Annotated in this window: 17 protein-coding genes and 1 pseudogene; 3 read left to right on the top strand and 15 right to left on the bottom strand. The window is 40.6% G+C overall.

Going from position 1 to position 24869, the window contains the following annotated elements; translation table 11 throughout:
• Window positions 1-14 precede the first annotated feature (14 nt).
• From deoC to MHH52_RS05200, 6 genes are all read right to left on the bottom strand, one after another.
• Window positions 15-680, bottom strand: a complete 666-nt coding sequence (gene deoC / locus MHH52_RS05225; protein WP_340007064.1) for a deoxyribose-phosphate aldolase — start codon at window positions 678-680, stop codon at window positions 15-17.
• A gap of 691 nt (window positions 681-1371) precedes the next feature.
• Window positions 1372-2235: an SMR family transporter gene (locus MHH52_RS05220; protein ID WP_313638248.1), complete on the bottom strand. Its 864-nt coding sequence runs from the start codon at window positions 2233-2235 to the stop codon at window positions 1372-1374.
• Window positions 2236-2266: 31 nt separating this feature from the next.
• Complete coding sequence (locus tag MHH52_RS05215; RefSeq protein ID WP_340007062.1) at window positions 2267-3079, bottom strand: MBL fold metallo-hydrolase; 813 nt, start codon at window positions 3077-3079, stop codon at window positions 2267-2269.
• A 71-nt stretch (window positions 3080-3150) separates the two neighbouring features.
• Window positions 3151-4755, bottom strand: coding sequence for an extracellular solute-binding protein (locus MHH52_RS05210; protein WP_340007060.1), 1605 nt, complete (start codon window positions 4753-4755; stop codon window positions 3151-3153).
• A gap of 72 nt (window positions 4756-4827) precedes the next feature.
• Window positions 4828-5724, bottom strand: coding sequence for a carbohydrate ABC transporter permease (locus MHH52_RS05205; protein WP_340009500.1), 897 nt, complete (start codon window positions 5722-5724; stop codon window positions 4828-4830).
• 14 nt (window positions 5725-5738) lie between these two features.
• Window positions 5739-6662, bottom strand: a complete 924-nt coding sequence (locus MHH52_RS05200) for an ABC transporter permease subunit (RefSeq protein ID WP_340007059.1) — start codon at window positions 6660-6662, stop codon at window positions 5739-5741.
• Between the two features lie 248 nt (window positions 6663-6910).
• Between MHH52_RS05200 and MHH52_RS05195 the strand changes: the two genes are divergently transcribed.
• The gene (locus MHH52_RS05195; protein ID WP_340007058.1) at window positions 6911-9142 is read left to right on the top strand and encodes an AraC family transcriptional regulator; all 2232 of its coding nucleotides are present in this window, start codon (window positions 6911-6913) and stop codon (window positions 9140-9142) included.
• 314 nt (window positions 9143-9456) lie between these two features.
• Here the strand turns inward: MHH52_RS05195 and MHH52_RS05190 are convergent, their stop codons facing one another.
• The 8 genes and pseudogenes from MHH52_RS05190 to MHH52_RS05155 all read right to left on the bottom strand — a co-directional run bounded on the left by MHH52_RS05190 (window position 9457) and on the right by MHH52_RS05155 (window position 19258).
• A complete protein-coding gene (locus MHH52_RS05190) occupies window positions 9457-10026 on the bottom strand; it encodes a hypothetical protein (RefSeq protein ID WP_340007057.1) in 570 nt (189 codons plus the stop codon).
• 265 nt (window positions 10027-10291) lie between these two features.
• Window positions 10292-10765, bottom strand: a complete 474-nt coding sequence (locus MHH52_RS05185; protein ID WP_340007056.1) for a hypothetical protein — start codon at window positions 10763-10765, stop codon at window positions 10292-10294.
• 74 nt (window positions 10766-10839) lie between these two features.
• Window positions 10840-11682: a hypothetical protein gene (locus MHH52_RS05180; RefSeq protein ID WP_340007055.1), complete on the bottom strand. Its 843-nt coding sequence runs from the start codon at window positions 11680-11682 to the stop codon at window positions 10840-10842.
• A 29-nt stretch (window positions 11683-11711) separates the two neighbouring features.
• Window positions 11712-12092 (bottom strand): annotated as a pseudogene (locus tag MHH52_RS05175) (hypothetical protein); the annotation flags it as partial.
• A 605-nt stretch (window positions 12093-12697) separates the two neighbouring features.
• Window positions 12698-13963, bottom strand: coding sequence for an extracellular solute-binding protein (locus MHH52_RS05170; protein WP_340007054.1), 1266 nt, complete (start codon window positions 13961-13963; stop codon window positions 12698-12700).
• A gap of 38 nt (window positions 13964-14001) precedes the next feature.
• Window positions 14002-15558, bottom strand: a complete 1557-nt coding sequence (locus MHH52_RS05165; protein WP_340007053.1) for a response regulator — start codon at window positions 15556-15558, stop codon at window positions 14002-14004.
• A gap of 19 nt (window positions 15559-15577) precedes the next feature.
• Window positions 15578-17374: a sensor histidine kinase gene (locus tag MHH52_RS05160; RefSeq protein WP_340007052.1), complete on the bottom strand. Its 1797-nt coding sequence runs from the start codon at window positions 17372-17374 to the stop codon at window positions 15578-15580.
• An 81-nt stretch (window positions 17375-17455) separates the two neighbouring features.
• Window positions 17456-19258: a glycoside hydrolase family 66 protein gene (locus tag MHH52_RS05155; protein ID WP_340007051.1), complete on the bottom strand. Its 1803-nt coding sequence runs from the start codon at window positions 19256-19258 to the stop codon at window positions 17456-17458.
• A gap of 646 nt (window positions 19259-19904) precedes the next feature.
• On the opposite strand from MHH52_RS05155, the gene MHH52_RS05150 reads away from it, so the two are divergent.
• Window positions 19905-22457 carry a glycoside hydrolase family 31 protein gene (locus MHH52_RS05150; protein WP_340007049.1) on the top strand — a complete coding sequence of 851 codons (2553 nt, stop codon included), beginning with the start codon at window positions 19905-19907 and terminating at the stop codon, window positions 22455-22457.
• A gap of 165 nt (window positions 22458-22622) precedes the next feature.
• Complete coding sequence (locus tag MHH52_RS05145; RefSeq protein ID WP_340007047.1) at window positions 22623-22868, top strand: hypothetical protein; 246 nt, start codon at window positions 22623-22625, stop codon at window positions 22866-22868.
• A gap of 543 nt (window positions 22869-23411) precedes the next feature.
• On the opposite strand, the gene MHH52_RS05140 is transcribed toward MHH52_RS05145, so the two are convergent.
• Window positions 23412-24863, bottom strand: a complete 1452-nt coding sequence (locus MHH52_RS05140; protein WP_340006552.1) for an IS1182 family transposase — start codon at window positions 24861-24863, stop codon at window positions 23412-23414.
• Window positions 24864-24869: the final 6 nt, after the last annotated feature.

The raw sequence follows: 24869 nt of genomic DNA, 5'->3' as shown, positions 1-24869 counted from the left end.
GAATTATACCATATCTAATAACCCAATACTTCCTGCCCTTTTACAATTTTAACTATGGCACTAGTTCCTAAACGGTCTGCGCCCAAATCAATAAATGCTTTAGCATCATCCAAAGAGCGAATACCTCCAGCTGCTTTAATCTTCACATTCTGACCTATGTTCTGTGCAAACAGACTGACATCCTCTTTGGTTGCCCCAGCTTTAGAAAATCCAGTGGATGTTTTGATATAATCAGCTCCAGCTTTTGTAACAAGCTCACATACTTTCACTTTTTCCTCTTGTGTGAGCAAACATGTTTCAACAATTACCTTTAATATTCTACTTCCACATGCATTTTTAAGGGCACGTATTTCGTCGCAAACTTCCTCATAACGTCCACTTTTTAAGAAGCCCACATTGATCACCATATCAATTTCTGATGCTCCATTTGTAATTGCATCCGTTGCTTCAAATACTTTAACGGCTTGTGTATTATAACCATTCGGAAATCCGATAACTGTACATATTGCTATTTTGCCTTCTACATAATTTACTGCTTCTCTAACATAAGCACTTGGGATACAAACACTGGCCGTTTGGTATTTCATCGCATCATCACATAAATTCTTTATATCATCCCATGTAGCAGTAACATCAAGCAGGGTATGATCTACTTTCGCTAATATATCTTTAACATCCATTCCATTCACTTCTCCCTTTATAATTACTTATGAAACGTTTTGAATGTTACTATTCTAACAATTGTTGTTGTACTACAAAGAACTAGCTCTCTCAATAGCAATTGATGTAGATGAACAACCGATTCCTGGGTTCGTGCAACTACTCCAAGATTGTTTATTTGTTATATTACTAATATAAGTTATTAGATTAACAATATATGTTTGAATTATAACACAATCATGATTATAGTCAATTATAAATTAATTCCGATCGAATTGTGATCTTTCTATGATGGTAGCAATCTGCTAAATGTTGTATCCAAGAAAATGAGTTTGAACATTTGGCAACTTTGTTCTGATTTTAAACGCTTCTTTTAACTTATTTCCCTCCATCATAATCCCCCGCCCTTTTAGTGGTTCTCACTAATTGACGTCTGGTGAAATTCCTTTTCTGCGAAGCGAACTTCTCATCATTCATGAAGTACGCTAATAGACCTCTTTCTTCCGAAATAGAGAGTGTATTTCGACTGGTCTTGAGACGATTATGGAATGGCTGAGACACAAGGATGATTAGATAAAAAAGAAGCCTCTCAAAAGTTCAGTGAACTTATGAGAAGCTTCTAATCATTCTTATTTCAAGGCTTTATCTGCCTTATTACATCATGACGCCCATGACACATGAGCAGTTTTATGTGTTTTTTGGCAGACCAACTTATCCCCATATGGCAATGGAGATGATCCCACAGGTAATCACAGCCGACATGATAATTCTTCGCACGCCTTGCTTCTCTTTTAGTACAAGTATGCCAAGAATCGTACCTACAACAGTTCCAATTTCTCGTATTGGCGCAATTGAAGCTAATGGAGCAAGCTTCATCGCCATCAGAAACATAAAATAAGAAGCTGGCGAGCAAATACAACCAATCAAGATCATTTTCCAGTTTTGTTGCCATTCCCTTATGATTTGTGTACGACCAGCTCTTATAACCATAAAGAAAGCGACGATTACATAATTAATATTGGATAATTCAAGCGTTGATAGTGGAGATAATTGCTGGACAATCAGTTTATCCATTAATGTATAGCCCGCAACACATATCCCTACTACAATTGCATAAAGAATGGATATGGAATGATCCGATTTCCCTTGATTTGCATGACGATTAACTATTCCACTAATAATAAAGAGCCCTACTATGATACAACAAAAGCCTATCCAGCCTGCTAGAGATAATGAATCCCCGAATAACACAACACTTAACAAGGTCACTAGCATGACACCAGTACCTCGCATGATAGGATAGGTCTGTGATAAATCACCATAGGAATACGATTTAGAGAGAAAAATGAAGTACATCCCTTGAAATAAAGCAGATATCGCCATATAGCCAAGTGTCTCCGCATGAAGCTCAACTTGGAGCAGTTCAATTATAAAATAAGGTAATAGAGCAAGTGTACCAACAATATGAATCGACCAGAGAAATACGTATTTATTCAGACTTCTCTTTGTAAATAGATTCCATACCGCATGTGTGAAGCCTGAAAATAGAACCAATAAGACTGCCATTGAAATCATAGAAATATCCTCATTTCACTTATGCGCTAACTCATATGTCCAGTTGCATCCCATCAAATGCTACTGTGATACCATTCGGCTCAAAAATATGAACCAAATCTTCATGCAACAGATGAGCATTATGAGAGAAATGAGTGACTACGATTCGCCCTTCCGCTTGCATAACATGATTCTCGACTAACCATTCCCGTGTTTTTAGAGTATCCTTGACATTCATATGACCGTCGCATTGTTCGGCATTCCCCGTCGTACATTCCAGAATGGCAAGATCCAGTTTCTTCCCTTTCAACCAATTCCAAGTCTGTTCAGGAAACCAGCCGCTGTCGTGACCATAGAAAATGGTTTTGCCGTCCTTCTCTATTATGTACAATAAACAAGTTTCTTTAGGATCATGTTTGGCAAGCAATGGGGTAATCGTAGCTGTTTGCGTTTGTACGGTTTCAAAGGGTTTCAAGTTGTGAAATTGGAAGCGATGCGATTCCGTGGCAAGCAATTGACTGCAGTGCTTAATAGGCAAGTCATGACCATACAGATGAAGTTCTTCCTCTTCAATAAATTGGGCATACCCAAGCGCACGAATCAGTAAATCTTCAGGATACAAATGATCCGAATGTGAATGTGTAAACAATAGATCACGAACCTTATCCATATCTACAGAATCACGAATCGAATGATGTAAGGTGTCCGCCGGAAAGTCGATCTTAAGCACCTCATCAATCAAGACCGAAGTCCGTGTACGAATATTTTTCCCACCAAGTACTTTGGCTTGCTTGCAAGTCTCGCAATGACAGAATAGCGAGGGAATTCCTTCAAATGCAGCTGTTCCATGAAAATGAACCTTCATAAAAATTCCACCTTTGTAGTAGAGAACAACAGGACGTTAGTCCTGTTGTTCTCTAAGAACTCTAGACTATTTTACTTAATGTTTGAATCATCCAAATACTGTATCCACTGCTTCGTGTATTCCGCTTGAATTTTATCGAGACCAGCTTGTTTGGCCTTTTCCATAAATATTTTCAGGCCGCCTTCAACATCCTTAACCATACCAACATTCAAAGGCCATAAGTATTGCTTTTCAACTTGTAGAAGAGCTGCCTTCTCTGCTTGATAAGGCGTCCAATCCTCTCCGAAGCCTTGGTAAATATTTGGCTTTTGTATCTTATCTAATTCAGCGAACATATCTAGCACAGTGTCATAGCTCTTATCAAACAAATTGAACTCCGGATTTCTCCATGCCCATCCATTCATACCTTCTCTTGCGAAGCCGTTTGATTGGACATCACCAAGCATTTTGTAATATTTCCCATCCTCAATTTCAAAATGCTTGCCTTCAATACCGTATTGCGTCAGCCAATTGTAACGTTTATCAGTGACCATTTTCTCATAGAAAGCAAGCGCTCTTTCTGGATTTTTGCTGCTGCGTGGAATTGCAAAGCCATTATGAATCGGGTGAACGGGTGAAGAGAACCCTTTTATATTTGCATATGGGGCATAACCTAGCTCCCAATCCGGGTGCAGCGTTTTCACTTTGACAACAGAATCACCAAAGCGGTTTGGATTCTCAGATCCTAAAATTGCTGCGGCTTTACCGCTAGCAAATATATCATGACCACTATCTTTAATGTTCAGCATATTCTTCATAAAGAACCCTTTTTCTTGCCATCTCTTGTACATTTTTAAATCTTCCAAATGCTTCGGAGAGCCCCAATAGGAGGTTACGTCTCTCGGAGTGTCATACATGATGTTAAGTCCATATGGAACAGTTGAGTTGGTATTCACAGTTTTAGTTGTCATTTGACGGATGGATTCTGTATGATTGATCTCAGTATCTGCCAGAGGCATCATATCCGGTTCATTCTTGCGTATACCTTCCAAATACTGCTCTAGGGTTTCGAGTGTTTCCGGCTTTGGCAAATTATACTTTTTACGCAAATCTTCCCGATAGGCAACACCCTCATTTACATACTCCTTCCAGATCGCTGGAACTGTGTAAATTTTCTTGTCAACCTTGACTGCTTCCCAGAAATCCTGCGGTACATATGCTTGCAGCTTAGGTGCAGCCTTCGGTAGGAGATCATCTAGCGGAAGGAAAGCCCCTTTCTTCGCATATGACTGGTAATTCGTCCATTCTGCCGTAAAGATCAGGTCAATCGGCTGCCCTGAGGACAACAGAAGCTTGTACTTCGACTCCCAGTCTGTCCAGGTTGTGAAGTTGAATTTGACGGTTGCATTCAAATCTTCTAATGCCATTTTGTTAACTTCATCCTGAATGAGCTTTAAATCCTTTGGGGCATCGCCCAGCATATAGAACTGAAGCTCCACTTTCTTGGATGTGTCGATTCCAGTCGCTTCTTTTACAGCCTCTCCTTTTACAGCCTCTTCTTTTACAGTTGGAGCCTCCGTGCTGGTATTTGACGTAGTCTCCCCAGTTTTGGCATTACCACTGCAGCCAGCAAACAAACTTGCAGTTAAGAATAAAGAAGTGCCGATCGTTAACAATTTCTTTTTTCCTTTTCTCATACTAACCCTCCCCTTAATTGAATGATCTATGTCAGCCGATCGCATACGAGTTTCTTTCGTTTGCTTTCGGTACTAACCCTTCACCGCACCAATCGTTAATCCCTTCACGAAATATCGCTGTACGAAAGGATATAAGAAAACAATTGGTCCTGTAACGACGATTGCCATCGCCATCTTCGTCGATTCTGTCGGAATTTCGCGCCCTAGGGATACCCCAGTTCCAGTCGCCATTTGAGAAACGAACATCATGGTATTGATCGTGTTATACAAGTAGAATTGAAGCTGATACATGCTAGTGTCATTAATGAACAAGGAAGACATAAACCAGTCGTTCCAGTACGTCAGAGCAAGGAACAGACCGACAGTCGCTATGCCTGGCATAGCAAGCTTCAGCACGACACTGAAGTAGATCCTAAAGTCGTTCGCGCCATCGATTTTGGCTGATTCGAATAATTCTTCCGGAATCGCAGATTTGATAAAGTTTTTCATTAAAATAATGAGAAAAGGTGTCATAAGACCAGGTAATATCAGTACGGCATAGGTGTCTGCCAGCCCAAAGTATGTGGTCAGCATGATGTACCAGGGCACAAGCCCGCCTCCAAACAGCGTTGTGAAATAAATGAAGAAGGACAATTGATTACGGTACTTGAAATCTTTCCTCTGCAGAACATAACCAGCCATCGTAATAAGAAACAATCCCAGCAGCGTTCCAACCACAGTTACAAAAATCGTAACACCATAAGCCTTGATTAGCTGAGCTGGAAAGGTAAACACCATTTGATAACCTTCCAGCGAGAACACTTTAGGAATCAAGTGAAAACCGTCGCGTATAATGGATTCATTAGCTGTCAATGAGCCTGAAATGATCAGAATGAAGGGAAAGAGACAGAGCAAAGAAAAAATCGTAATGATCAGGTAAGCCATCATGCGGAAAACTCTAGTACTTAGAATGTTGTCATCCAATGTAATCCCTCCTTCCTATTTTAGAACAATGCATAATCATCATTAATTTTCCTGATGATATAATTCACTGTCATAATCATTACAAATCCGAAGATAGACTGATACAAGCCAGCAGCAGTTGCCATACCAATATCAAAATTAACTTTCAAAGATCGATAAACGTAAGTATCGACAATATCCGTAACGTTGAAGAGCACTCCGTTGTTCCCGACAAGCTGATAGAACAGATCGAATTGACCTTTCATAATGCTTCCGAGTGCAAATAAGAGCAGAACGATAAATGTTGCCTTCAGCATAGGTATGGTAATATACCAGATTCGCTGAAAAATATTTGCACCATCAATTTTGGCAGCTTCGTAATACTCATCGCTGATTCCCATGATGGATGCAAGATAAATGACCATGGAATAACCTAAGTTTTTCCATATATAAAATGCTGTAATCAGAAATGGCCAGAGCCATGGTGTATTGTATATGTCTACTGGATCAAATCCTAACGATTTTAGTAACTGATTAACAAAACCGGAATCAGCATTAAACATGTTAAACGCTAAAACACTAATCAGAACAAACGAAACGAAGTAGGGTAGAAACATAATGGATTGTGATAATTTTTTAAATAACTTACCTCGGACTTCACTTAATAGGATTGCTGCCCCTATAGATACCACGTTACCTAATATGATAAACACCACGTTGTATCCAAGCGTATTGATTGTCAACTTCAACAGAATTCCAGATTGCGTTAAAAACTTAAAATTGTCTAATCCTACAAACGGACTTCCAAATAAACCACCTGCAAAATCATAACTTGTGAATGCATAATAGATGCCGACCATTGGAGCATAAGAATTTATTAAGAAAAAAAGCAGTGTCGGTGCTATCATCAAAAACATGATTTTATTCTTATTTAATTCATATAAAAAACCTTTCTTCTTAAACATGACTGACCTCCTCCTGAATAGAATTTCTCGTGAATCTTACTTCCAAATCATAGAAGAAGCGGATTCGATAATATACTGTACAATGACACACATTGCTGTAATCTCGGTACTTGTGAAGTATGAACTTTTTGTACTTTTGTGAATTTTCACTACATTTAACCTAATTTTGGCTGTTGAATTACGAATTTGATTGAAAGCACCAAACTGATGAATTATACTCAGACTAGTAATGAAAGGGGTTTCACGAAATGATGAAACAGTGGTCTAGAGAGCATAAAAAAGTTTATAGCCGAATACTGCTCGGCTCTATTGGATGTGTTGTTATTACCCTTTTGATAACTTCAACTATTCTTTATATGGACTTCACAAGCATCGCACTTAAACAAGTTTATCGTTCCGATTCTAATAGTCTGAATCAAATTAAAACAGAGTTATCTAATATGACAGAGACTGTTACCTCACTGTCCTCCCAGATTTACACTGACCCTGCGGTATCCAAATTGTTGTATTATACGGACTTGAATATCTATGACACCATTTTTGCACAACAACAACTTGATAACTATCGCGCATCCTTACCATTCATTGAATCCATTTATGTATATAATGCGAAATCCAATCAGTTCTATATTAGTGCCAATAATGCACGAAACGGAGTTCAAACGAAGTCCGAACTTGATGATAAGGGAATTCTAGCCCTTTTTAAGAAATTCAAAGAACATCTTCCCTTCCAACCGATCCCCAGAACATATAACATCGGTTCGGTTGAGACCACTCATGTATCAAGCTACACTTACTTGTGTTATAGCATCATTGATGATAATAACGCTTTAAATACAGCGGTCGTTGTCAATATCTCTGCATCATGGTTAGGCCTGCGATTAGATCAATCGGAGAATAACACGTTTATCATTAATCAGGATGGAATATTATACTCCAGTAATGACAGGCAAGCAATGCTAACTGATCTATCTGATAAAACCTATATACAGAAAATTATTCAGGATCCTTCACACTCTACATATTTTGTAGACACAGTAGATGGAGTTAAATCTTTAATAACGTACACTTCTCCCGATCCATTAGGTTGGAGATATGTTCGCATTACCCCTTATAGCAATATTACTCAAGAAATAAGTGGAATGAAGTATCGAACACTCAGTATCTGTCTTGGCATTCTTCTCTTAGGTTTATTGATTTCGTTAACTTTATCCCATAGGGTATATCGACCAATTGATAAATTCATACGTAAATTCAAAATCCTAGAAACTGAAAAACGTAATCATCAACATATTCTCAAACAGGATTTTCTGAGAAATACGATTTTGGGTAGAGAAACGAATAATGCTGAGGTGTTGCAACAAAAATTGAAATACTTCAATTCGGAGCTAATGGTTAATAGTAAATCACTGATTGTTTTAATAAGGATTGATCAGTTCCCGTCGGTTCTCGAGAAATACAAAGATGATATTAATTTGCTCAAATACGGCATAATGAACGTTAGTACAGAAATTGCCTCGCCGATCTTTCAAATCGAAGCCATTGATATGGGGGATGATAGTCTTATACTTATACTCAACTTCCATGATCCGCTTAATAATATGGAACGGGATTCGCTGATAGAAATGGCGGAGCTTATGCAGTTGTCAATCACCAAACATTTAAAATTATCCATTTCGATTACCTTTAGTCCTGTGAAGGAATCCATCGAGCAATGCATTTTAATCTACAAACAGGTACTTGAGGCTTCTTACCATCGATTATTCAAAGGACACGGCAGTATCCTCTTTTCCGATGATATTATGGACTTAAAATTCAAAGAGTATATATTTCCCGTTCACAAAGAAAAACAGTTCATTGAATCCTTGATGTCAGGAAATGTGGATAAGGCACGGAGCATCTATATCGATATCGTAGGAGAAATATCAGAATATTCTTTTACCGTGGTTCAACTTGTCATATCGCATTTAGCACTTACCGTTAATAACGTCTTACGGGCATTAAAAAAGAACAATGCGATTTTAACATTACCCGAATTCGATACAACGTTCTTACTCCCCAATCATGTTGAAACCATGGAAGAAATCAACACGCCGTATTTCAAGATATTTGAAGAAATAAGTCAAAAACTCGAAGAGAAACGAAGTACAAAACAAGAAGATCTCATTAGAAAAGTACATCAAATTATTGAGCGAGATTATAGCAATTCCAACCTGTGCTTAAATTCAATTGCAGACGAGTTATCGATGTCTCCAATTTATTTCAGCCGGCTATATAAACAATTAACCACAAAAGCACTATCTGATAAAATTAGTGAAATGCGGTTGAATAAAGCCAAAGAGCTGCTGGAGACTTCTGATTACACCATTGTTGATATCGCCGAAAAAACTGGATTTACTAGTAGTTCGTATTTTTATCGTTTATTTAAGAATAGTACTGGTATAACCCCGAGCGATTATAGAAAAAAGATAAATGTTTGAGATTAAAATCAGCACAATACTAAATCAAATAGGTCCATGCGCAATTGTATGGGCCTCTCCAACATTAAATCATTATGAAAAAAATGAGACCTCCCGTAAGCTCAACGAACTCACGAGAAGTCTTTAATTTTACACAATGTATTCAATATGTGGTCAAACGACGTTTCCCTTGCGGGAAACCCTTGATGTTACAGGCTTTACAGCCTATATTACATCATCGTTCGACGAGTTTTATATGTTTCTTGATCCTTTTCTTGAATTATAAGTCCACAATTCAGGAAAAGCGCTCAACCCAATACCCTTGGGCTTTTATTTCATAAGGTACTAAGCCGTAGTTCATAAAAATACTGCACAATTGGATGCTTTAACTTCATTTTCTCGGTCATGTTTAAAATTCGCTTTTTTCCAACTCGTCTGTCCACCAAAGCTAGAATATTCAATAAGATATCATTGCTCTCCATGCTTTCCTCTATAGAAATGGATAAAAATTTATTAGCTACAACGCTAAAATTTGATTTACTTAATGATAACTGTGCTAACAAAAGCTCCTTTGCATATTCTGATATTTTTCTACTTCTTGCAATTACTTTTAGACGATCATCCGGAACTATTCCCTTGGTATCTTTTCTGACAGCTTCAATTTCTTCATTGCTGATAGGAATTTGGATATCTGAATCATTCTTAATTTCCAGCTCCGTCTGATACCATCTGATTAAGGTAGTTTTATCACTCATATTGAGTACATTCTTTTTATCTACCGCAATATAACAAAGTCCTGCTTTATCTGGTAAATAATGATAGCCGGTTGCACGGTATTCAACCCTTCCATATAATGCAGGACAGAGAAAACTCTCCAGATGTTGCTTCAATTTGCTCCAGGACATTCAATCCTCCTATGTTCTATATTATAAATACCTATTGAGGCAGTCATTCTATTATCCATAATACAATAACAAACACATAGATCATACTAAATACAAGTAACCTAGCGTTTCTCAATTTTCTTCTGAATAGTTAACCAACACCGGAATAACCATAAATCTCATAAGACCTGTCATGCAATAAAATCTCAACATAAGCAAAACGTCTTTCAAGGATTTATTCAAGCCTTTCTCCATCATACATTCGTTTTGACAAGCTTTAGCAAGCTTAAGAGGGTCGCCCAATCGAGCTAGCACCATAATTCTCTAATGCAAACGTTTTAAATTTATTAATAAATGCTGCGTACCCAATTTTATCAAAAGCCAAAGCAGGTACATGAATACTTGTAGATATCTCTAACCCATATCCAAAATACTTCCATAGCACAATATCGTCATGTTCAACAACATACGCTGAAACTATTGTGCAAAAAAAATCCATGTCATCACTGCATATTAATAATGGCATAGTCACATTTCTAAAATCAATTAGATGAATTGCCTTTTGTTGGTCTTCATTGTTAAACATTGCAATAGGCGGAAGTAGTAAATCAAAATCACTACTTTTGGTGTGAAGATTCAAATAATCATTCAAACTTATATCATTAATTTGGATTGTATATTGGGGATACTTAAATCCTTTTAAGTCACCTAAGAAAATATCAATTTTACTAATTGAATATTTTTCGCTCTTTTTGCCCATACCTTACCCCCATTATATAAATTTACCCTCTCCATCTGTTCTTCTACAACAATGGATATCATTTTTATAACTTATTACAAATTCCCTTCAATCGCAATTTCATCCACATGCTCTAGCGTTGCTATCACCCACCGACTTACATAATCTATAAATTCAGCACTAGATGGGTTATGGATAGCAAGTTGCGTCCAATGCATCAGGATCATTTTCCATTCCGGCTTACTAATAAAATTCATACCAGTATCATCAAAATACTCAAAGCCTGTCCCCTTGCGCGGATATACCAACTTGATTCCTTCATATAATAAATGAAAATCCACACGATATATCCATAAGCCAACACCCAAATTTTTACGCCAACGTCCGTGCTCATCTTCTGCATAAGGAAGAAAATCATAGCCAATTTTCCCATCAGCACGATGATGAAATTGCCGTACCTCGATATATTTTCCTTTTTGATCGATATGAAATGTTAAGGTTGGATGTCCCATATGTTCTTTCATTTGCAAGACGATTCTCTCGAATTGCTTACCCCTGCTATTATCCAAATGATTGAAAATACTGCATTTCAATAGGAAATGCCCACTCCATCTCTCTTGCTCCGCCCATTCAAAAAGAAACAATTCTTTAGTCGTTCGATTCAGTCTACCTGTATTTATCCACTCAAAAAAAGTTATTTCCTCTTGTACGGCTGTTATAGCAAAGCCCGTTTCAACAAGGAAGAAGTGAGCTGTGCCAAAATAATCTATCAAAAACGACTTGATCCGTAGCTTTTGTTCGTGAAGTGTCAAATAAGATGTGCAAGTAATTTCAATGTCATAACGCAATAATAGAATTCCCTTCTGAATATGGTAAAAGGATAACCCATAATTACGGGCTATCCTTTTAAAATGAACAAATAGGTTTCTCACACTCATGCCGTAATAGAAGTGGTGTGAGAGCTTATTTATGATTGCAATTGCATTAGAATCTGTGGATCTTTAATCTTCTTATCCTCGGCCAACAACACGATCTTAGAGAGAATTTCTGCTGTCTTCGGATCTTCATCAATAAAGGGTAAGAATATACGACCTCTATGCTGTGAATGTACAGGAATGATATGCATAGCTCCTGTAGCTTGTCTATAAACCATGCCGCTGCCCAAATGTACGCCATACTCGCCAAGGGCACCTTCAATTCGAGCATAATTACCATCTAAGCGAACATTATCAATCTTCAATAGACGCAGTGACTCTTTGACAATCACTCTCCGCATCTCAATCGTTGTCAGACTGGCTTCTGGATCGACGCCGCCAACATGAGCGACACTCACGACTAAATCGATGTCGTTTTAATTTCATGTAATGTAGTATTCCATTATATTCAATTACTTCGGATATAATTTCTCATCTACTAAATCAAGCAAAACGCTTTGGCCTTCTTTATATTGAATGAAGTATTCACTTTAATCAAATCTAGGATTTTTCTTAACTCTTTGAAATTGTCTCTTCAAAATATTCATCACTTTGCTCGTCATTATATGAAACAAGATTTGAAATTTACTTCCCTATCAAACTGAAATGTTATGATCTAAGTAATCTCTCAAAACCGTTAAAATCTGAATTCCACTACATTAACCATACCAATTCCCACCAATTTAATACATAGTAATTGAAATGTGCACAAAAAAAGAACCTCCTCTTAAGGAAGCCCCTCATTTTAAATTATTAAATCTTCCCGATATATCCTTACTACGCACTCCACATGTGTTGTATGCGGGAACATAGTTAATTTGGTTCCCATTGAACTCAGTGGGCTAAAGCTTGATTTACAAGGGTTTTCTACTTTTGAGTATTATTCTGTTTGGTTACCATTTGCTCTTTGATGATATCTTTCGTCCCCAATTCGTTCCTCTTCATGCACATTAAGATCCTGTGCTTTCAATAAGATATGTCAATCAGAATCTTCCAATAGTTTGTCTATTTCAGCCGCCGCACGATCTAATCCAACCTTAACGGGCAGTTCACCCATAAATATTTTATGCAGGTACAAGGTATACACTTCATCGATTCTGCTCCAGTTTTTCACAGTCGGCCTCAGAAAGGTATCATCCATAGCTTCCACGTATGGGTAAAGGTAAAAATCCTTGTCTAGACTCAGCGCTTTAACCGCCTCCTTGTTAGTCGGGATTAAACCGGCTCGTGCCATGGTCAGCTGAGCTTCCTTTCCTGTCATCCATTTCATAAAAGCCCACGCTTCCGCAGGATGTTTGCTGCCCTTCATAATGACTAAGTTTTCGCCGCCAATAATCGAAGACGGGCCATTCCCCTTTGGAAAAGGTACAGGTACGGTCTGCTGAAGTGCTTGTTTGATTTCCGAGTCTTTTAACAATCTGTAAAACCACGGCGCTTCGTCCGTTAAAATCATGTTTCCGTTCCGTACTTCCCTCCAGTTATCGCCGTTTAGGGTCACCGTAGAAAGATGAATCAGGTCTTCCTTATAAAGACCAACCAGCTTCTCTACCGCCCGGATGGTGGCTTTGCTGTTCAAAAATCCGGAAGCCCTGGTGGAATTCTCATCCATAAACGAGCCTCCAAGGCTGAAAAGGTACGGAAGTGTATCCCAAGCCTCCAATCCCCCCAAGCCAATTGTGAAGTGATGCGTACAAGCAAGCTCCAGAACTTCATCCATGGTGCGTGGAGGTTCTGAATATCCCGCCCGCTCCAGAAGCTCCCGGTTAAAAATGGCCGACTTGGTATATAAATTAAGCGGCAGGGAGTAATATTGATTCTTATAAAAACCAACGCTCATGTCCTTATGGTGAAACGCTTGCTGCAGAAGTTCGAATCCCGGGAACCCGTTTAATGGTTCAAGGAGCCCTTTATGTGAGAACTCTGGCACCCAAGAGATGTCCATTCGTACCACATCCGGACCACGATTGGAGGAGGCCCGTCCAATCAAATTGTACTTTAGTTCATTATTGTTGGCTAAGTTAATGTAATTGACCCGAATGCCCGGGTTCTTGCGCTCAAAAGCCGGAATCAATTCTTGCACTAACAGCCGGGTTTCTGCATCGTTATAGGTATGCCAGAAGGTAATAACGGTTGTATCCTTTCCGTGGAGCGTTTGAACATTATTTGAATCCGAGATTACGGACGGACTCCCACACCCGGCCGTTAACACTAGAGTCAGTAAAAAGGATATCCACCGGATGGCCACTAGGTAATTCTCCTTTCTTAATCGGTGTGCGGGAACTGTCATTTCATGCTTTCCCTATATTCTACTGGAGTAAGTCCTGTTATTTTTTTGAACACCTTGCTGAAATATTTTACGTCTTTAAATCCCACGGCTCCGGCTACATCGTAAATCCGGCAGTCATTTTGCGTAAGCAACCGCTTCGCTTCCCGAATCCGCAGCTCGATCAGATAATCGATAAAGTTTCGTTCGGTTTGTTTTTTGAATAAATGGCTGAAATAACTTTTACTGAGATGAACGATATCCGCTACGCTTTGGAGCGTCAAGTTCTCGGTATAATGGGCTGCTATATATTCCAGCGCCTTCGTGATTAGCTGCCCGCTGTAACCGTTATCGGACAATTTAGGAATAAAAGACTTGCCCATCTCCTCCAGCTCACAAATCATGAATGATGCCAGTTGTTCCAATGTTTCTGTCTTGGAAAGCAGTTCATACCGTTCAGAGAGTAGGGTTCCTGCGTCTTCATGCGGCTGATAAGCGCCTGTAAGCAGGGTGTACGCCTCTAGCTGTACTTCTCCCGGGTTCAAGATCCCGCTCTTCCAGCGTTCAAGCGCAAAATCAACCGCGGATGAAGCCGGATCACCGTTATGAATCATCTCAAAGAAGGGAGCCCAATCATGATTTAGTTCTCCATCTGTTAACGTTTGAACAGGATTGGTTTCCGATCGGCTCCCTCGATACAAGCCGCCCAGCCCTTCAAAAAATCGTCTTTGGCAGGTCAAACTGCTCTCGGCATATCCCTTAAGAATTCGGCTCACTCCTTGCTCTTTGACGAAGCCGACCGACGTCGAAATTTCCCATTTCGCTTCGAGCTGCCGCTTCCAATGGCCGAGCTGTTGTTCAACCTCCCCTTCGAGATCCGGAAAGATGACAAACAGGCTGCTTTCGGACACCAGCAGTGCGCATCCTTCCCTTATCTGCAAATAAAACGCTTCCTGCAGTTCCTCAAGCAGCAGCTGCACATACAAATATCCGTAATTTTCTCTCCATTCCTCAGCGGCATCCAGCATAAGATGAACACAGGTATAGGAATCCTCCAGCCATGCCGGAGCCCAAACGGTAGACTCAGGAAAGGTCTGTTCTTGGACGATGTATCTTTTAATTTCCTGTTCGACACGCTTTCGGTCCAGATAGAGAGCCCCTTGTTGGTAATGATTCCATTCAGAATCCCTTCTCCTTTCTTCCTCCAGCATGGAAATACTACGGTGAAGGACGGCAAGAAGGTCTTCCCCCTTCAAGGTCAGCTTTAACAAATAATCGACGGCGCCCAGCTTAAGTCCTTCTTTTACGTATTCAAAGTCACTATAATTGCTGATGAGGATCACCTTTAGCCAAGGGCATAGCGCCAACGCTTGTTTCATCAGTTGAATGCCATTCAGCAAAGGCATTTTGATATCTGTGATAAGAATATCGAAGGAAAGACTTTCTAAAGCAGACAATGCCTCCTCACCGTTAGCGTAATGGTCTTCAACCGTCATCCCTTCCTTTTCCCAATCGATAAACGCACTGATACCGTTGCGGATGACAGGCTCGTCGTCTACAATAAGAACTCTATACATGATATTCCCCCCTGATCTGCTAGTTCTCAGATGCCGATTCCACAAGTTTTTTTAACAAAATGCGTACTGCGGTTCCTTGGCCGGTTCTGCTTACGATAGACCATTCCCAATTTCGGGCATAATAAAGCCGCAATGAGTCATAGATGTGGCGCAGACCGATGCCAACTTCTCCATTTTCAATAGCAGTCCCCGGGTCGTTCAATGCTTTTAGCTTTTCATCCCCAATGCCTAAACCATCATCTTCTACGAGAAATTCCAAGTCTCCTCTACACGTACGAATTCTTATCGAGATCCGGCCACCTGTATTTTTGGGTACGATCCCATGAAATATGGCGTTTTCCACCAATGGCTGCAGCAGCATGCGGGGAATCATAAACTTCTCAGAACCCGGTTCAACGTCCAGCTCCAGATCAAATGTTTTCTCGTAGCGAAGCTCCAAAATGATCAAGTACTTCCGGATGATATCCAGTTCCTCTTCCACCGGTATCATACTCCCGCTTTTGCCCATGTTAGCCTCGAGCAAATGGTTTAGCGCGTGCAAAACTTGAGATGCCCGGTCGTTCTGGCCAGAATCAATAAGCCACCGCAGTGTGCTGAGCGTATTATAAAGAAAGTGGGGATGAACCCGGTGCATGACAACCCGAAGTTCAGCATGGTGCTTCTCGCTTTGTTCATCCTCCACCTGCTGCATTAAATTCCCGATTTTCTGCAGCATTTTATTAAACTGCTTGCTCAAAAAGCCGATTTCATCAGAGGTTCGAACGACCGCCCTTACGTTTAGGTCTCCTTGTTGAACGTGAAGCATACTTTGGGTAAGTTGTTTTACGGGTTTGGTCACCCATCCTGCTATGAAAAGCCCAATACCGATAGCAATCATGGAGAAAACTACGGAAGACAACAATATCCAGGTCTGGAGATTTTCCAGCTGTCCGCTGATTTCATCGACCGGAACAGTCCCTACAATCATCCAACCGTTGCTCAGCAGCTGCTTAACCCCGTAATAAGGCACCCCTTTCATGTCAAACTCAAATTCCACTGCGTCATCGCTCACAATCCTTTGATACAAGTCGGGATTCTTCACTTTCTGGTTAATCATTTCGAGGTTGGAATCGATCATGAGTCTCCCTTTGGAATCCACAACGAAAAACTTTCCCGTATCCCCGAGTTCCGGCTGCCGGATCGTATTCAGAATCGACTGCCCGTCCAACTGAACCTGCACCAGTCCGATATTACGCATGGTATCAAAATCCTTCAGAACCCTTCCGACAGGCAAAACCAGGTCCGTATTGACACCGCCTCCGCTGAAATGGTCATACTGAAGGCCCTGCCAAACCAGTTCTCCGTCTTTTCTTTTGACGTCTTTCACCCATTCCATATCTGAAAGACGTAACTGCTTAAGTCCAGAGTCGGAAAAGGTACCACTGCCCCACCCTCTCCCCTCCTCTTTCAATAAATAAACGATTTTGACGAAGGAATTAGAATAGACATAGTTGTTCAGTAAAGTATTAATATATTGAGAATTCCTGTTTTCTTCGTACGAATGACTGCTGTTTACTTGCAAAGCAGCGCGTTGAATGTTTGGATCGCTGGAAATAAAATCGGAGGTATCTACTCCTACGTTTAAAATAAAAGAGAGCGACTCCGCCGTTTGCTCGGCGATTTGAAGGGTGGACTCCCGTACGTTTTTCTTCAGGATGGAGTCGGCTACCCAATAGAAGGACCAGCTGGTAAAAATGATCGGGATTAAAATAACGAGCAGGAGGATCAGTATGATTTTAGTCGTGAAGCGATTTGATATTCTGAATTTTCGAAACATAGTACCTCCTATTTTGTTTCTTCCTAAGAGTGTACACGATGAAAGATGCAATACCAATGTCATTTGCAGGAAATGAGCCCTCTACTCCTTATACTCCACAACCGCCATGTCCCAATATTTCAGCTTGGGCAGCTCCCATTGCAATATGCCGTCCCGCTGCGAGAACGCTAAAGATTGCGGTGAGCCCTTGTTATAATCAGGGGAAGCGAACCATACTTTGGCAACCGGTTTTTCCATTTTCACAGAAACCTTAACATTCAGCCTCTCTGTCTGCTCCGCCTGCTTTCCGTTGTCATCATTCCAATCCATAGTGGAAGCATCTGTGAAATTAATGAAATGAAAGATGTCTTTACCATCCTTCCGTTTCGTGAAGGACCACACTTTACCTTGCTCGGCTTGATCCGAAAAGGCTGGCTCTCCCATTCCCTCGGCTTTCAGTATGGAATCTTCCGTGTGATCCCGCAGCAGATTCTGATAAGCTACCAGAAAATCGTAATAGTGGATCAGCTGTTCTTCCAAATCCGGAGACAGGCTTAGATTCTTATGAGGGAAATATTCTTTGGACAGCATGTTTTCTCCAAGCTCCAGATGAGATCCTCCGGAAGCGAAAATCACCGCATCCGTCAGCAGGATCCCCGGTGTATTGAACTCGCCTGGTGAATCGGAAAAATGATAATTCATATAAGCGGCCAATACCGTGTTTAGCTGGTTCCCGCTGTACTTTGAATTTTCCTCAATCACTTCTTTCAAATTCTGATAACCCGGGTGATTACCCCACACCTCGGTATACAGAAACTTGACGGGAGCTTCACGGGCAATGAATTCCTGACCGTATTGGCCAACTGCGTTCATAACATAATCCACATCCAGCCTCTCTTTGGATTTATTCAGGAATGCAGGATAAGTCTCAGCCATGTTGATGCTTTTGCCGTCATAGGTCCAAAGTGCGCCCCTGTCTCCCAACTGGTCCACATGCCAACCATCAAAGGGTAGTGCCTCAAACGTCTTGAGTTCCTTGTCGATCAAGTAGTTCTGCCATTCCGTATTAGAGGGATCATACATATAAATATCGCTTGCCCATTCTTTCGGAAGTGGGTGTTTATCCTGATCCATATGGATTGGGTCCTTGAATAATCCCCACTCCTGCTTCACACCGTCTTTTTCCGCATCGGCATAAGCCCCGAACAGCAAGTTGTAGTTCATTGCCTTCATGTTGCGATTGTGAGACAGGTGGATATAGCCCTTTACCGTATCGAACGCTACAGAACGGTTAGCAATATCTTTCCATTCCCGCACAGGCTTGCCGTCTTGGAAGGGAATAGGCTCTTGATGCTTATATTGCCAGTCGTAGAACTGGATGCCATTGATATGGAACCGGTTTAAACGTTCGATGACTCGGGACATCTCGTCCTGATTCATGGCCGGGAAATCTGCCAAGTAACCATAGCGGGGAAATTTTCCCCAGTCGGAGGAAACGTCCACAGCAATATTCATGTGATCGGCCGTCTTACCGTCTTGCTCATAGAACACTTCGGCCAAGTAGCCTCTCCCTTCGTCCCCAGGCGGTCTCCAGTTCCAAGTCAATTGATCGCCTTCCGCTTTCAGTCTTTCTTCCTTTATGATCCGGTCCATGTGCAAATAACGGATATGGAACGTTCCTCTGCGGACAGACTTCTTTAGCTTCAATTTAAACTGAATATCCTCTCCAGGTTTATAAGCCGCCTTATCCGTAGACAGCTCCTCGAGCAGTGGACCTCTTTGAATATGGACATCCTTTCGAAAATCAGCAACGTTGTCAGCAGCATTCCCACAAGTCGGTATCATCAATATAACTCCGCTGAACGCAAGAGCCGCGACCAGCCGCATCATTCTGCAACTTCTCATTTCTCTCACTCCTATCCATAGTTTCTTAACATTATCCGAAAAACAGCTCTACAATCAAATGTCTCAAGTAACAATTATGATAAGCCATCTCACATTTTTCTTTGCTAACACGTATATGTAATCGTTCCCAAACAATAAAGTGTTTTATATTTTCATAAAGGCATAATATATTCCCCCCTCCTATTTTCACCTAAAATTTGATAAGTCAAAGTTTGATTTTAATAAAACCATACAATAATTCCAAAATTAGTCGGTTGAAGTGTCTTAATTTACGAAATTCAATAATAAAAAAGGTTGATCTTCACATCATGTACTTTTTGAAATGTCTAACCCGTAGCCCTATAGAACTACATTTAACCATATATATACATATTTTTTGGTAATGATTAACTTCAAATTTAATCCTCAAAAAAAAACTTGAACAAGCATAAATCCATGTCAGGACTAGTTTTTCTTTGATTGATCTACCTATATGAGAACCCTCTCTCTCCTGTTAATCAACTTATTAAGGAAGCCCATAGGAGGTTTTCCCCATTGTTCATGCCGTTTTTACTTGCTAACTTTGTAGTAGGCACCGGAAACTGAAGTTTTTACTTTGAAAAGAGTATGTCTGCTTTCTAAACTAAATCGGAGTGGGAGAGAAATTATGATGAAGAAGTTAAAGGTTTTGAGCACGTCAAAAAAACTGGCACAAGCTGCTATGTGTCTAACTCTGCTGACAGGAACGGTCGCGGTCGCGCTTCCGGCCAACGTGGCTTTTGCTGCGATAACGCAGCCTGAAGCGGATACCTCGCTGGACAAACAGAATCTTAAGCCACTATCCGTACAATCGTTAGAAGCTTTGGAGAACGGAGTGAAGTTAAACCTGGGCGACTTCCAAGGCTATATCCGCCTATTCGATGAAGATATGGCGAAAGTCTCGGTAGTGAAAAACGGTGAAGAAGAATTTATCTCCCCAGGTATTGCTAAGAAGGATTGGGAAACACCTGAATTTAAGACCGAAGAAACGGATAAAGAATACACTCTATCTACTAATGAAATTACAGTGAAAATTAATAAAAGTCCGTTCGGTGTCAAATTTTTGGACAATCAGGGAAATGTTATAAACGAGGATGCAGCACAAGGTGTTGGCTATGAAGACGGGAAGCCATATGTATTCAAGAAAACCGATGCCAGTGAAAATTTCTATGGATTCGGTGAGCAATCAGGAGGGCTGAATAAACGCGGCAAAAGTCTTGGCATGTGGAATACGGACGCTTATTCCTATAATAAGGATACAAAATATCTGTATACGTCCATTCCATTCTTCATAGGTCTGAAAGATACAAAAGCGTACGGTATTTTCTTCGACAACACGTATCGCTCCTATTATGAAATGGCCAGTGAAAAAGACGATTATTACTATTTCTACGCCAACGGCGGCACGCTTACTTATTACTTCATCAACGGTCCGGAGATCGGTGATGTGATCGATCAATATACTGAGCTTACAGGAAAATCGGAAACTCCTCCGATGTGGTCACTTGGATTCCATCAAAGTAAATGGGGATATACTCCTGAAGAACTGGTGGATGTGGCCAATAAATACCGTGAGAAACAAATACCGCTCGATACGATGCATTTTGACATCGACTACATGGATGGCTACCGCGTGTTCACTTGGAACGATCAATATAAACAAGCGCTTAAGACGCTGAAAGGCCAGGGATTCCACGCGGTTACAATCAATGACCCTGCTGTCAAGCAGGACGAAAACTACCGTATGTACCAAGAAGGAACCCAAAATAACTATTGGGCGAAAAATCCGGACGGTTCCACTTTCATCGGTGAAGTGTGGCCGGGTAAATCCGCTTTCCCGAACTTCCTGAAGAAGGATGTCCGCAACTGGTGGGCTGACAATCTGGGTACCCTTTATAACGAAGGAGTTGACGGTATCTGGAATGACATGAACGAACCTGCTGTTTTTGACGGCCCATTCCATACGATGCCGCTGGATACCGTGTTTGAAGGCGACAATGGAGAGAAGAAACTGCATACGGAATACCACAATCTTTATGGACATGATGAAGCGCAAGCAACTTATAACGGTGCTCTGAAAAATAAACCGAATACCCGTCCGTTCGTGTTAACCCGCGACATGTACGCTGGAACGCAGCGCTACGCGGCGCTCTGGACCGGGGACAACGTAAGTAACTGGGAGCATTTGCAAATGTCGATTCCGATGAATGCCAACGTCGGTTTGTCCGGGGTTCCGTTTGTCGGCAATGATATCGGCGGCTTTGCGAAATCGCCGGGCAATGTTCCGACGCCTGAACTGTTCGCAAGATGGATCGAGGTCGGTGCCTTCCTGCCATTTGCCCGAGACCACTATGACAATAGCGCGAAATCAGGACTCGGAAGCGGACAGGAGCCCTGGGAATTCGGCAAAGAGGTCGAAGATATCAGCCGCAAATACATTTCGATGCGCTACGAGCTGATGCCGTACTTGTACAATCAATTCAATAAATCAGCCAAAAACGGTCAACCGGTTCAGCAACCGCTTGTTTACCAGTTCCAGGATGATGCGAAAACCTACAACATTGAAGATCAGTACATGTTCGGTGATTCACTCATGCTTGCACCTGTCGTACAAGAAGGTCAAACGAGCCGTGAAGTGTACCTGCCGGCAGGCCAGACATGGGTGGATTACTGGACAGGAAAAGAGTTTGACGGTAACCAGACCATTTCAGTTAAAGCTGATCTTGGAACACTACCTATTTTCGTGAAAAATAATTCGATCATCCCTCGTCAGGAAGTAGAGCAGCACACGGATGAGAAGAAGCTGGAAAACCTGATTCTTGACACTTACCTGAACGGTAAAGCCAGCTACAGCTTCTACGAGGACGATGCTGAGACGTTGGATTACAAACAAGGCGAATATAATGTCACAGAATTCCATGTGGAGAAGAAAGGTAACCACATCGAGTTCGAGCAGGACAAAAAGACTCAAAAGTATGCATCCGATATTAAGTCCTACACGCTTAAACTGCATAATGCTAAAGAACCGAATAAAGTGCAAGCGGCTAATAACAAATATGCCAAAGCCGGCAGTGCAGAAGAATTGAACAAACAGGAAAGTGGTTACTATTTCGATTCGAGAGAGAAAGTTCTGTATGTAAAAACCCCTGTAAACGAAAACCACAAAGTGAAAATTCAATAATACGATTTCACGGTCATTGCCAGATAATAAAAGTAAACGGGTAGGAGCATTCGGCTCCTACCCGTTACTTTTGTATTACAATGCCTCAGCATCTATATGTACCAGATTCAATGATTATCGAAGAGCTCGAACAGGAATTGTCCAAAATACTATAAGGGTGTGATCATGATGCAATGGCAAGAAGTTCGTACGATATACCCTGATCAATACGTCTTACTTGAAATTCTTGACTCTCATACCGAAGATAACATTCAGTTCGTTGATGAAGTTGCTTTAGTACGAGCGATTCAAGATCCTGATGAAGCAACTAGAGAACTATTAAAGTGCAAAAACAATAATGTTGTTTATCATACCGGTCAAGAGAAAATAGCCATCGGACTACGAAGTTATCCTCTATATAGGAGTAGATGAGATATCTTTGCCAAATGTCTGCACACCGCTAAAATAGACAACCTCGCAAGACGAATTCGTGCAAAAAGCGTAAGTCAATTCAGGGCGAATGGTTTCTAACGCTGTTGGTTGAAGTAATGCCTTGAGCGTAATCAATTGAATACTTTTGCCCTTTTGATGACAAACAGGGCATTGAGTAGGTGTTGTTGGCTTTTCGGTGGATGTTTGACAACAGCTATCCATTTATTATCACTCCTTATGCAGTTTTGAATGTGCGAACAAGTGTAAAATTGGCTTTCTTACACGCATCCAACACCATCGATTTTGTTTGTAAATTAAACATAAATATTATCAATGCTGATGAAGCCCTAATATTATCCGCCTTCCACATTTGTAATCTACTGTTCATCCACCTTTCATATCTAAAAACACTCCCCTGAATTAAGGAGGCCACTGAAAAACGTGTGTTTTAAGAATCTGTAAAATGAGCTTAAACAGCTAAAGGCGAATTCCCCTCCATTCTGAGTGAGAATTCGCCTTTATTTTATGTATTCTTCATGCTCTTTACTTTAATAGCGTCAATATTCTTTTGAGATTTACTGCAAATATAGCCATTGCTCCTTGCATGTGCATGCCGACGAGACCGGAGGAAGATGCCACATCATACCCATGTCTGTGTTTTAGTTCACTATTCTTTGCTTCAATTTTATAACGTTCTCTTGCCTTCTCTTTAAAATATTCACTTTCTTGGAAAGTTTGCTGCTCACTATGCTCCGTGGATTTGATGCTCACTGAATAGGTTTTTGATTGTGCTCCCTCTTTATAACATCCTTCTTTGTAGGGGCATTGCTTACACTTATCGATATCAAAATAATAAGTATCCTTTTGATTTTTTCCTACATTCTTTCTCCCCGTACGTGCCCTACGAATTGCCATATGCCCTGCTTTACAAACGTACATCCCTGCATCTTTATTAAACTCAAATTCATCTTCTTTTTTACGAGTACCCTGAGTAATCTGCGGATGTAATTTGGATATGAGTTGCAATTCATTTTGTTTGGCATACTGAATATTTTCTTTCTCAGAATAGGCTGTGTCGCCAATGACTGTATCGATATCCATGCCCGTTTTGCGACTTTTTTCGATTAGTATTTGGAGTTGTTTCCCATCACTTTTTTCACCTGTTGTAACTACGGCAGCTGTAATAATACGTTCTTCATTCATTGCAATATGTGTTTTATAGCCAAAAAAAGAAGAGTCGGCTGTTTTGTGACCCACACGTGCATCTGGATCATTAGAAAATTGAAGGTGCTCCACGTGATCTTCTACGATTTCCTTTAAGTAGTTCAACTTTTCCTTTACCTTTGGATATTCGCGGATACTTTCTTCTTTTTCCACGGCGTCAATTACTTTTTGGCAATAGTCCAGTTCATCCACTAATTCGTTTGTAGTTGTTTTTGGCGGGAATTTATCTTTCATGTTTTCATTGATTTGATAAACGGCCTTGCGCAACAGCTTAGACTTCTCCATCAATATTTCTTTGGGTGATTGCTGATTGAATCGTGATTTCGTGTGGGTAGCATCCACAATAATTGCGCGGCTTTTAATGATTTCTTTTTCCAATGCAATTTCCACCGTTTTTTGAATCAGCATGTCGAGCAGGTTCACATCTTTCAACCGAAGTTTACGAAACTTCGTGAGTGAACTAGGATTGATGACCTCGTCTTCAGGCGCCATATCTAAGAAGTATTTGAGCGACATGTCATATTTAGAACGTTCTACGACATCCACATCGGATAAATCGAAAATCGATTTTAGTAATAAATACTTGAACATACGAATAGGAGGCACGGCATTGCGACCATTATCTAGGCAATATTTATTCTGTAATTCTTCATGAACAAAAGAAAAATCTACGAGGTCATTTATTTGTCGTAGCATATTATCTTTAGGTACGACGATATCGTAAATCGCCATAAATGGACTGAGGTTAAGGGATTGTTGGTTTGAAATCATCCGAGT

The sequence above is a fragment of the Paenibacillus sp. FSL K6-0276 genome (assembly GCF_037977235.1).
In the GTDB taxonomy this organism is placed as follows: Bacteria; Bacillota; Bacilli; order Paenibacillales; family Paenibacillaceae; genus Paenibacillus_AQ.
The sequence above is the reverse complement of the archived record's forward strand: the minus strand, read 5'-3'. Positions and strand labels throughout refer to the sequence as shown.